The following is a 12,547-nucleotide window of genomic DNA, read 5'->3' on the forward strand; positions in this document are numbered from 1 at the left end:
TTACATTACATTATCCTTCATTCTGACTTCAAAGCGGGTTCCTTCGCCCGGCTTTGAAGTTACTGTTATAGTACCGTCAAGACGTTCTACAATCGTCTGGCAGATACTCAACCCCAAACCGGCACCTTGCGTAAAGCTATCCGCCTTATAGAAGCGCTCGAAGATATGTTTCTGATCCTCATCGGATATACCCGCTCCGGTGTCTTCCACGAAAACAGTTGTATATCCGGGCTCCTCCACATTATATCCAAAAGTAATGCTGCCTTTTGTAGTAAACTTCTTGGCGTTGTTAATCAGATTATTCACTACTTGCTTCAGACGTACGGAATCAGTAATAATATCTTTGCCTGCTCCTTCGGGAAAATCGGTACGCAATTCCACCCCCTCTGGCATACTTAACCTTTGGGAATCGTAAACCTGCTGCATAATAAATGTAAGGTTGTAAGAAGAGAACTGAAAATCCATAGTACCTGACTCAATACGTGAAAGATCCAGAATATCATTAATCAATGCCAACAACAACGTACAATTGCTATTGATAGTCTCAACAAACTGTTGCACTTCCTCCGGCGAGAAAGCGTCTAAGTCTTTCAATAAATCGGAAAAACCTACTATCGCATTTAACGGCGTACGTATCTCGTGACTCATATTTGCTAAGAATGCCGATTTCAACTTATCAGCCTGCAAAGCACGGTCACGGGCGGCAATCAACTCATCTTCGGTATTCTTATACCGCTGAATACTCTGGCATACCCCCAACACCATATAGGGAATATCTGCCGTCAAACCATCATAAGCGGTACTACGGAACTCCCACCACTCATATCTTCCGTCTGCATTCTGCAAACGGAAACTCATACGGGAATTAGGCTCATGCCCCAACATGATATTATCAAAATGCTTGCGTGTACGAGGCAAGTCTTCCGGATGGACAATCTGATCCAATACTTCCCTTGAAATATAATCCGTATTATCATAACAATTGAAACGTTGTAACAATCCACCGGGAAAATGAAAACATTTCATACGGGTGTTGTACTGCCATGGATAAATGGAACTTTCCTCAATAGCCATATTAAAGAAACGTTTCTGCATCTCTTCATCAGAGATATTACGGCAAACGATTGCCATACCTGTCAGTTTGTCTTTCGCAAAAATAGGTACCACCTCACCTGAAACAGGGAAATAAGTGCCTTTCGCATTCTCTTGCATAAATGCTTTCTCAGGTATAACAACAGGTTTCTTGTCGCGGATAACTTGTTCCAACAACGTTTTTAAAATATTCTCACCATTTATATAAACACGAAAAATCGAACCGGCCATCTGCCCTTCGTACGAACGCTCCATATATATATCGGAAGGTAATCCTAACATCTCTACCAAAGCCCGGTTAACGAAATGAATGTGCATATCCGTATCATACGTTATCAACCCGTCACGAATAGAACAGAATATTTTTTCGAATTCATCCCGCTGCTCCACCAAACGTTGCTGTATCAACAGGCGGGTCTGCGCATGTATACGCTTGCGGGATTCGCGGCGGTTACTCCGATAAAGCCAGATAACCAAAAACGCCAACGCACCCACTATCACCGAATAGAACAGAATAAACCATACCCGATAGCGATCTATTAAAGGGATATTCAAAATACTTCCCCGCAGTTCAACACTCTTTACGTCGACATGGAAAAAGTCAAGTTGTTTGTAATCGAACAACAGCTTACCGCCCAAGTCCCCTACTCCGAATGAACCGGGTGACTGACCTTTCAGTATATTTGCCGCTTGCACACCCGCAGCATAAGTATCTACCGCCGGTTCTACATCATAAACACATAAAACTCCTTTCGCCATTGCCAGGTTTTGGTTGGCAAATACAGGTGCTTTCAGTTTTAAAGACAAAAAGGGAATCCATTTAGGGGCTATGACAATGTACTTATGGGCATTGTAGTCATAGCAAATAGATGTAATAATGGAATTAAGCGACTTTTCCTGAACATTCAGCGTCCTTAACTTGTATTCCGGATGCTTCTCCTTAAAAGGTATCCAGGCTTCTTTTACCGCTCTCACCCCCTTACTACTTAAAAAACTACTATCCGACAAGCAAATAATCTCCCTACGTGCAGGGAACAGGCGTATAGCTTCCTCCAACAAAACATTGAAATCCGTTTTCGATGTAAAACCCGAAACGTTCGGCATCTGCTCAAACAACTTTTCATCAGGATATTTAATACCCGAAACAACTACCGGAATTTGATAGGGTAATGAGTCGCCACAGTGAGTCAAAGTATAGAAAGCCTCATCACTGGACGTTACAATCAGATCTGTTTTACGCTGTCTGGCGCGTTCACATATACGACGCATAATGACGCATTCCGAAGCGAAGGTCCAAAAGTCGGCATTCAAATATTCGGTAACAATATTCGCCTTTACCCCACCCTTTTCCAGCCCTTCCTGCAAACCGGCAATAAGGTTGCTATGCCACGAAGCACTGTTTGTATATGACTGTATAAAAAGCACATTATAGTTTTTTTCCTCAGCCGAGAGTGTCCCCGATGTCAAGCACAAAAAAACTAATGAATATATTAAGAGAAGGTGTTTTCCCATTTCGTTTGTTTGATTTGTCTGTATAAACTTATTTACAGATACGCAAATATACAAGTTATATTGAGAATTTACACCTTTTTCCCTTAAAAAAACTTTATTCATCGTGCAATGCCTCAGCCGGATGTACCTTCATCGCTCTATATGCGGGATACCAGATTCCGGCAACAATCATCAACGCCATAAGCATCCATGTCAAAACGAGAACCGACGAGAATCGTACCACATCGAATGTTATCCGGCTTACATCCACCAATTCGGCAATGCTGACATTGAAAACTATAATTGCCGCTGGTACGGTAGTCAGTGTCAGCAACAGTAGCCCTTCACACACAAGGCGCGAGAAGATTTGTTGGCGACTGCTTCCCATAGCCATACGCAACGCTACTTCCCGACGACGTTGTTGCGTACGGAACCAAAATGTCCCGATTACTCCCAAGAAAATATTCAGCATAAGAAAGCCAAGCACACAAAGCTGCGTTTTCAATTCGTTTGTTTCTTCCAATTCGCAAATTTCACGCAAATCACTGAAAGAAGTTATATCCAGCAAATAAATATTTCCTACTTGATACAAACGGTCGGCATCGTCCATCAAACGGGTAATAAAGTCGTAGTCCTCATCTTTACTGACCCTCAGACTCAAATCAAAAAAACGAGCGTCACCATACTCTTTCATCACGTCCAAACTTAAATTAGTAGCCACATACGAACCTCCATATTGCTTTGACGTATAGAAATGAGACCAGCGTACAGGCGCACCGATTGCACCGATACGATAATGGTCGGAAGCATCCTTACTCCAAAAAGGGACTTCGCGTCCCAATAACGACGAAGCGTCCTTTACGCCTGCCTGCGGATAATCGTCCGCAAGATTCGAAGTAACCACTATTTCATTCCTTCGTAACGCTTCCACCAGTTTATCCGATCCCGTCCCGTCATGGGCAGAATATTTGAACACCCGAAAAAAATCCGGCTCTACCCGAAGGTGATGAGAGTGCACCATCACAGTATCTATACCGATATTAATGCTATTACTTCCCTCATTATATGGGAAACTGTTTTGTGAGAGTGCCACAGCCTCCACACCCGGACGATGGCGCAAGCGATCAATTATCTGCAGTAAATCTTCCAAATCATCATCTATCGTCAAATCCGGATTATAGGCGGCAGACTTCGGAGTGAGTTTGCCTACAGAAATATCATAGCAGTGCTCCACATCGAATCCCATAGGTGCCCTATACACGCGAGCGGTCACTGTAACCCAGTCTACAATATACCATAGTACGACAAAGACCAGTAATAATTCTACTAAGAGAAAAAGATTACTGCGCCATTCGTTTATTATCTGTATGAAAATCTTTTTCATGTTAATGTTTATCTTTGATTTATAGCGTCCGTTATATTCATTCTCGATGCACGCCATGCCGGTATACCCGCCGAAAGGATATTCATCAGTAAGCAAAAGCCGAAGGCCAAGAGAAAAGCCCAAGGTGAAAGCAGCATACCCGGTGTCAGGGATGTTTCACCTACCAAATAAGCATTAGTGGTATTATTGAAAAGAAAACCGTTCAGCAAGAAAGTAGCCGCATAGCTTAATAACAGTCCCAATGAACCGGCAACCAACGTTAGAAGAAGATTCTCAAAAAAGACCTGCCGCACCAGTTCACGACCTGTTGCCCCAAAAGCCTTGCGAACACCAATTTCAGCCATACGCTTACGCATACGCGAAAGCGTCATGCTACTTAAGTTAATGGCGGGTACAAGAAGCAGAATAACAATAATCAGCATATAACGCAGAATTATCGCTTTTGTATCAGGAATTTCGTTCCATTTACGATAGAGACCGGCGAACTGTTCGTCCGGTTGCCCACGATAAAAAACTTCTACATCACGCAACCCCTCGTTGTATTTATGACGCAATAGTTCCGTTTCCTGACGGATAGCCGGAAATTCAGCAGATGAATGCGCCAGAATAACGGCACGCATTGACCCCATTGTACCTTCTTCCCAGTCCAAATTTCTCATATCCGTTGAGTTATAGGGTATCCACACCTGCGCGTAAGCCGAAGTGGCAAGCATGGACACATCCGCCACTACACCGGATATGCGATAATCCACATGATTCAGTTGTAAGATTTGTCCCGCAACATCTGTCCTGCCGAAAAGACGGCGTGCTACTGTAGCACATATAACGGCTCGCGGCAATCCCGCATCACTGTCCTCTTTTGTAAAGGCGCTTCCACTAAGAAAACGAAAACGGAAAACCTGCCAGAAGCTTTCATCAGTTTCCTTCATGTCTGCCGTTGTTTTTGCTCCGGCCGGTACAGCCGCACGTACTTTTTCCGGCAAAGAGACTAATGTGACCACTTCCGCTGTTTTCAGACTTTTGAAGCATTCCTGCCCCGTACGCACAGACATAAAAGAATTAGCGGAATTGCTGTCGGGCGCCCCTTTTGCCTTTACAGACATGGTCGATACATAGAGCGAACGGCTACGGTTTATTTCCGGTTCACAATCTACAAGCCGCACTTGGAAGGTGATGACAACCACCATAATCATGCAGATAGACAAAGCCGTTCCCAATATGGAAACCCACGTTATAATCGGATTTTCACGTAAGTGAAAGAGAGCCTGTTGAAAATAAAGACGGATCATATTCTATTATTCAATTTAATCATCGTGCAGAGCCTCTGCCGGTTGTACCTTCATTGCTTTACGTGCCGGAATACCTATACCAACCACAATCATCAATCCTATCAGGATGAAGCTAACGGATGCGCAGAGCAGCAGACGCCCCCATTCCAAGGTTGTACCGTTGCGCCAAGAATTCAATTCCATACTTGCCAGATTATAGTCAATGATTAATGCTATCGGTGTAACAATGAGCAACAAGAGCAGACCTTCACTTATCAAACGAGTGAAAACACTCATATCCGAAGCTCCATGCGCCTTGTGCAATGCAATTTCCGAACGGCGTTGCTGGGTGCGGAACCAAAAAGTGCCGAGCAGCCCCAAGAAAATATTCAGCAACAGAAATCCCATTCCCATTACATAATTACGTACGTCATTGCTCCACGCTTGTTGGAAATTACGACGAATATCCTTAAAAGAGCGTACCTCGGAAATAAAGATATTGCCAATACGGAACTGTTTCTCACTGTCCGCCTTCAGACGCTGAATAAAATCATGATCTTGATTAGCCCGGACACGCAAACAAAGTTCCAACCCGATATCGTACCAGTCCAATTTATAGAGAAAAGTATAAGAGCTTCGCGCTTGTTGGAAGTCGTTGTAACGCACATCCTTTAAAGCCGCCCCCAATCGATAAGTTTGTGTTGTATCACCAAAAAGCTGGAAACGTTTGCCTACAAGTTCTGTCAGCGGACGGTCATACTTCCGAAAGAGATTATTGGAAGCTATGAACTCTCCCCTTTCCAATATCTCGGCAAGCTGCTCGGAGGTTTCACCACGTGCACCTTGATAACGGAATACACGCACAAAATCGGGAGTTACCATGCGGCGGATAGTCCAACTATCAGAAACCAGTGTATCATACCGAACCATATCAGTAGAATTGCTGCCATTGTATGGATAGGAATTTTGCGAGAGACTTACCGCCTCAATTTCCGGACGGCGGCGTAAACGGTCTACAAGTTCAAGAATATCGGCATCTTCCTGTTCATCGGTTTGGTTCGGAATATAATCAGGACTCTTGTCCGTGAGTTTTCCCATTTCAATAAGGTAACAATGGCTGATGTCAAAGCCTCTCGGTTCCAAGTAGGTAGCTGCACGTGTATAGAGATAATCTACCACAAACCACATCACAACGCTCACAACCAATAGTTCCAAAGCCAACCACAGGTTATTGCGCCATTCATTCTTTATCTGTATCAAAAGTTTCTTAGTCATTTCTTTCTGCGATTAATAGTTAGCGAAAAGCAATTAGTGTAATCGTCCTCCCAAAGCATTCACTATCCCGATACGGGAAGCACGCCATGCCGGGAAGCCGCTACTCATCAAGTTCAGTACAAAACAGAAGAGCAATGCCCAAGCAAAAGTAGAGGCATGAAGCAAAATAGAGGCATCCACTTCCGGCGGATTTAAGGTCTGGCTGAACTCCTGCGCAAAAAACAATGTATTACCCAAGTATGCAAAGGCCACACTCAACAATAACCCGACAATACCTGCCAACAAAGTCACTACCAGATTTTCCGCTATAATCTGTCCCATTAATTCCAAACGCGTACTACCAAAAGCGCGGCGCACTCCAATCTCCGCTACCCGCTGTCGCAAACGGCTCTGCGTCATGCTCGAAAGATTTATGGCAGGCACTATCAGCAAAATAACGAAGATAACAATCCGCTGGCGACGAGCCGCATCCACATCCGGTTCAATATTGGCGCCAAAAGCTATTGCATTCTTCTCCTGATCGTACGGACGGTTGCGATAAATCAGTTTCCATCCATTCTTTCCGATAAGCGTATTATACTCAAGTTTACGGCGTTCCGCCTCCTGTCGGATAGCGGGAAAATCATCCCGGCTGTGCGCCAGCATTGTACAACTCATCATTCCCATATGCCGGTCATTCCACGTATTATTATCCATACCTGTTGAGGTGTATGGGACCCATACCTGCCCATAAGCACAGTCGGCCAGTGTAGACACATCCTTCACAACACCTGCTACACGGTAAGGTGCATGGCTGAGAAGAAATTGACGTCCCGCAACATCTGTTGTACCAAACAGGCTACGTGCTACACTCTCCGTAAGTACCGCCACCGGTTGTCCGGCATCAAATGCAGCCTTATCATAGGGCTTCCCCAGAATAAAAGAAAAGTCAAACACCCGCCAAAAAATATCATCCGTTTGTCGTAAATCCACACTAACCGCCGGCTTACCCGGTAAAGATACCGGAGTAGAGACCGGAAAAATAGTATAAATAGTAACAGCTTCCGGTGTTTTCAATGACTGAAAACATTCTCGGGCGGTCTGTACGCTCATCGGTCCGTTACTTGTACCGTCTCCCCAATTTGAGTTGGAGATGCTCATAGACTTGACGTGCAGAAAACGGTCACGATTGCTTTCGGGCGCAAAAGGAGCAACCTTTACTTGTTGCATCATCACCACCAACATTATCAGGAAGATGGCAAGTGCCGTACCGGCTATACTGACCGTGCTAATCAACGGTTGTTGGCGAAGTTGCGCCCATGCTTGTGTAAAATATTGCTTTATCATCTCATCTATCCATTTTCTATTATTTCTACTTTATTCTTCATGTAATGCCTCCGCCGGCTGTATATTAATGGCCTGTTGTGCCGGAAACCATATACCCACTATCACCATTAATGCCATCAACAACCATGCGCCCACTGCACCCAGCAGGAAACGGAGAAAACTCCATTCCACCGGCCATGTAGTAATCAATTCCGTACGTCCCATTGTCAGTTCGGCAATACCTACGTTGTAGCAGACAATCATAGCAGGCAGTGTAACAAGAGTCAGCAGTAGCAATCCCTCTCCCATGAGCAAACTGAAAACCTGTTTTTTGGTACTGCCCATTGCCAGCCTCAAAGCTATTTCATTACGGCGTCTCCGGGTACGAAACCAGAAAGTACCTATCAGTCCCAGAAATACATTCACCAAAAGAAATGCCACTACCACCGTTTGCGTATTCACTTTATCCACATCACCTTGCATCACCTCAAACTGTTTCTGCTGTTCCGTGTAAGGAGCAACATCGGCTATAAACATATCATCCGTATCCAGATGCGGAGCTATCTCTTTCAGGAACTTGTTCCTATAATCAGGAGAATCCATTTTTTCTTTCACGCGGAAAACAATCTGTGCCCTATAATCCTGTAACTCCGTCCGTATTACATTCTCGTCTATTCTTCGAAAAATCCACTTTGCATCGGCGCCATAACGATAAGAACGGAAACCGCCTATCATGCCGCACTGAGTAACAACATTCGCAGAATCTCCATACCAGCTCAAGGGAGTGTCTAACGAAAAGTCGGGTACCCTCTTCCTAAAAAAAAGAACCGCACTCTCACTTAACATTACATAATTGCCGGAGCTGACATCGCTCCCTACAGGCATCGCCGCAAACGGACGCTTGGCATCTTCCTGCATACGGAATACCCGGGTATATCCTCCGGTGGCATTTATTAGACGCATTTCACACCCGATGGTATCCTGTGCAGCCAGCGAGTTATAAGAATTGTTGCCGCTCATCGGCAAACTCCAATATGACAGGGCAGCAACTTCAACACTGGGCTCCCTCTCAAGTTTCTGCAAAATACTAATGTATTTGTCCGCCTTTGTCATGCCGGTATCTTGGCTTTCGCCGCCCGTAATCATCGACAGTTGGTAGACATTATCTATATTATAGCCCAGCGGACGATAATATGTATACTTCAAGCATCCCAGCGAGTCGCAGAGAAACCACATCACGATAAATACCAGAAACAGTTCGGCCAACACCCAGCCGTTACTACGGAGACGTGCCTGAATCATATGTAAGTTATGTACTATGAATTTCATAATCAATTTCGCTTTATTTATCGTTCAAAGAATCTACAATTGTATGCCGTGCGGCAAGCCATGTAGGCAGACCCGCGCTAAGCAGATTGATAACCAAACAAAAGAGAAAAGCCAGACAGAACACCGTAGGACTGAACAGTACCGACATACTTAAATCAAAATCACCGGAAGTACCGACATTCAGATTATTGGTGAACAGCCACGTACGCATAGCATACACAGCCAGATAGCTGAACAGCAATCCCACCACTCCTCCAATCAGAGTCAGCACAAGGTTTTCATTCAATATCTGCCTCATCAGCACTCCGCGTGTCGCCCCGAATGCTTTGCGCACACCCAGCTCACTCATACGCTGTTGCATACGGCTGTTACTTAATCCGCAAAGGTTGAGCGACGGAACTAAAAGAATGATGAGCAGTGCCAGAAAGTACTGTATATACAGCATCCGCAAATCCGGACCTCTGTTTGCCCACACATGGTTGACGTGTGCTACAATTTCGTCGGGTTGTTCCATAATATCTATCAGCCTTTCATCTTGTATGGCATTGATGTCTTTCAATCGCTTCTCTATTCCCTGTCTGATAGCCGGGAAATCATCGGTCGAATGTGCTAAGGCTACAACCGTATGCGAACCTGAATAGCTATACACTGAAGTCACATCCTGCAAATTGGCGGGATAAAGACGCCACACTTGTGCATAAGCATCCTTAGCCGTTACGGAAACATCCTTTACCACTCCGCAGACACGTGTCTCGTTGCGGTTCAGCAATACCGTTTTTCCGACGGCATCCGTAGTGCCAAACAGTTGGCGGGCTACAGAAGCCGCTATGACAATCGCAGGCACATCACCGCCCCAATCGGAATCATTGAACCCTCGCCCGGCAACAAACTGCACCCGGAACACCTTCCAGAACCCCGGATCTGTTTCCATGGCATCCACCTTCATACGATTAGTACCGTCGGGCATGGATACCAAGGCTACTCCCGCCGGAACGAATGCCGTACAAGCCTCCACTTCCGGCAATGGTTGTATGCACTCTTTCATGAAAGCCGGTGAACAGGAATTATAATTATTCCACCCCTTATTTTCCTTTCCCTGCAAATGTACGCTACTAATATAAAGACAGCGGCTACGGTTTACTTCCGGCTCAATATCCGCATACTTCATCTGCCAGGTTATTACAATTGCCATAATCATCGTTATGGCAAATGCCGTACCCAGTATGGATATGGTGCTCAGCAACGGATTCTGCCGCAGAAGTATAAAGGCTTGACGAATAGTCTGCATCTTAATTCTGAATTAGAAATTATGAAATTGCGGGGAATTATTCTACCTGACGACCATCAAAGAAGCGGACAGTACGGCTGGTTTGTTTGGCTTGTTCCTCATTATGGGTCACCATTACGATGGTGCGTCCGTCTTCCTTATTCAACTGATGCAACAGCTCCATAACCTCCGCACCCATTTTGGAATCCAGGTTACCGGTAGGCTCATCGGCGAGTATTATCTCCGGGTTGCCGATAATGGCGCGCGCAATGGCAACACGCTGGCACTGACCGCCGGACAGCTGTGTAGGCATATGGCGCATACGATGGCTCAAACCTACCTTCTGCAATACTTCTTCTGCCAGACAGCGGCGCTCCTTGGCCGATACTTTCCTGTACAGCAAAGGCAGCTCCACATTGTCCAATACATTCAGCGAATTAATCAAGTGGAAAGACTGGAACACAAAGCCCAGCTTCCGGTTACGAAAAGCCGCCAGTTCCTTGTCCTTCATGCCGTCCACCTTAGTACCGGCTATTTCAATCGTCCCGCTGGTAGGTGCATCCAGCAAGCCCATAATATTCAGCAAAGTAGATTTACCGCAACCGGAAGGTCCCATAATACTCAGAAATTCTCCTTTGTTCACTTCGAGGTTTACATTCTCCAATGCCACGGTTTCAATCTCGTTAGTACGATAAATCTTGTTGATGCCAGTTAACTTAATCATAATGGTAAGTATTAATTGTTATTTAATAGATTGCTATTCATCACGCAAAGCCTCGGTAGGCGGTATGCGACTGATATTGCGGGCAGGAATAAAAATGCCTACAAGCACCACCGCCAAGAGTATCAGCAGAATGATGAGCGACACGATGCAGAAATGTTGTGCAAAGTTACTCACCCAATACGTTTCCAGCGGTTCCACTCCTTTCTGGTTGAAGTTGGAAGCCCATGCGGTCACAGCGGAGTTTCCCCAACCAAGTCCGTTGTAGAGTCCTTCTTTCAGGGCATATTGTAAGTAGAGCACAAAGCCCGCCAACGAAGCAAGCAACGTGAGCACTGCCCCCTCACCCAACAACAAACGAACGATACGCCCCGGCGTAGCGCCAAAAGCCAACATCACCCCTACTTCCTCGCGACGGGTACGCGTCTGTAACCAGAATGTGCCAATGACTCCCAGGCAAAGATTGACGAGAAAGAAAAGCGCCATGGCCAAGTTGCGACGATAGACGGGAGTTGAACTGCCCGCTTCCCGTTCGGTGATAAGGTCATCGTACGAACGGGCACTGCGGGCAAAGAGGTTGCCCTGCCGCAACTCCTTCAGCATCCACGGGCGGAAGTCATGCAAGAAGCGTTTCATGCTGACCCCCTCTTTTATGCGTATCAAAATTTGTGCATATTGCGGAATATCGTTCGCGTCAACGTTGAGCGTGGGAAAAAACGCTACTGCCATAGGCCGCCAATCACTGTAAGACTTGAAAGTTTCCACGATACCAATGACAGGCTGGTAGACCGTATCTCCCCGACTGGTACTCTCACAACGCTCTCCCTGCACGTCTCTTCGTCCGAAGATGTCATAAGCTGCATTTTCCGTCAATACAAGGTCATTCTTGGCATAATCATAATCGGACAGTTGTTCGGGCGTGCGTCCCATTCCCGAACGGAAACCATAAGTTTCAAAAAACTGCGTATGCGGCAGAAACTGCATCCACATCACCTGATGAGACACCGTATCACCCTCGGCGGTAAGATAAGCACTTCCGCTTCCACTCGAATTAGGATAGCAGAACCCCAGCAACGGCGTAGCCAATTCTACCCCTTCAAAGTTCTTTGCAAGGCGCACCAGCTGATAGTATCCGTCCACCAAACGGGCCGAATCCTGCGCTCCGGCGTCATATCCCGGAGCATTAGGCTGCAAAGCACCCAGCGAAACGATGCAAAGGCGGTCGGAATCATAACCTATGGGTATACTACGGTCGTGCATCAGTACAATAACAGGGTCCAGTATCACCCAACTGATGACACTCACCAGTACCAGTTCCGCCAACAGCCAACCATTGCGTCGGCGACGCGCCCATAGGTTTCTCAATATCAGTTTCAACATATTTTTTTGCTTTTCAAGGTCTACTTATGTTCTTT

General features: G+C 45.7%; 9 protein-coding genes. All 9 read right to left on the minus strand.

What is annotated here, in order from left to right; genetic code table 11:
- The gene (locus tag KG118_RS13300; protein ID WP_117712527.1) at positions 1-2,604 is read right to left on the minus strand and encodes a sensor histidine kinase; all 2,604 of its coding nucleotides are present in this window, start codon (positions 2,602-2,604) and stop codon (positions 1-3) included.
- A 94-nt stretch (positions 2,605-2,698) separates the two neighbouring features.
- Positions 2,699-3,967 (minus strand): ABC transporter permease, encoded by a 1,269-nt coding sequence (locus KG118_RS13305; protein WP_213388547.1) that lies wholly within the window; start codon positions 3,965-3,967, stop codon positions 2,699-2,701.
- Positions 3,968-3,975: 8 nt separating this feature from the next.
- Positions 3,976-5,256 (minus strand): ABC transporter permease, encoded by a 1,281-nt coding sequence (locus KG118_RS13310; protein WP_117712423.1) that lies wholly within the window; start codon positions 5,254-5,256, stop codon positions 3,976-3,978.
- Between the two features lie 15 nt (positions 5,257-5,271).
- On the minus strand, positions 5,272-6,510 hold the full coding sequence (locus KG118_RS13315; protein WP_117712420.1) for an FtsX-like permease family protein: 1,239 nt from the start codon (positions 6,508-6,510) through the stop codon (positions 5,272-5,274).
- A gap of 33 nt (positions 6,511-6,543) precedes the next feature.
- Positions 6,544-7,836 carry an ABC transporter permease gene (locus KG118_RS13320; RefSeq protein ID WP_117712417.1) on the minus strand — a complete coding sequence of 431 codons (1,293 nt, stop codon included), beginning with the start codon at positions 7,834-7,836 and terminating at the stop codon, positions 6,544-6,546.
- A 30-nt stretch (positions 7,837-7,866) separates the two neighbouring features.
- Positions 7,867-9,144, minus strand: a complete 1,278-nt coding sequence (locus KG118_RS13325) for an FtsX-like permease family protein (protein WP_117712416.1) — start codon at positions 9,142-9,144, stop codon at positions 7,867-7,869.
- 13 nt (positions 9,145-9,157) lie between these two features.
- Positions 9,158-10,432, minus strand: coding sequence for an ABC transporter permease (locus KG118_RS13330; protein WP_117712413.1), 1,275 nt, complete (start codon positions 10,430-10,432; stop codon positions 9,158-9,160).
- A gap of 37 nt (positions 10,433-10,469) precedes the next feature.
- Complete coding sequence (locus tag KG118_RS13335) at positions 10,470-11,135, minus strand: ABC transporter ATP-binding protein (protein WP_117712411.1); 666 nt, start codon at positions 11,133-11,135, stop codon at positions 10,470-10,472.
- Between the two features lie 33 nt (positions 11,136-11,168).
- Entirely contained in the window at positions 11,169-12,512 is a 1,344-nt protein-coding gene (locus KG118_RS13340; protein WP_117712409.1) for an ABC transporter permease, read from the minus strand.
- Positions 12,513-12,547: the final 35 nt, after the last annotated feature.

Source organism: Bacteroides propionicigenes, from assembly GCF_018390535.1.
Taxonomy (GTDB): domain Bacteria; phylum Bacteroidota; class Bacteroidia; order Bacteroidales; family Bacteroidaceae; genus Bacteroides; species Bacteroides propionicigenes.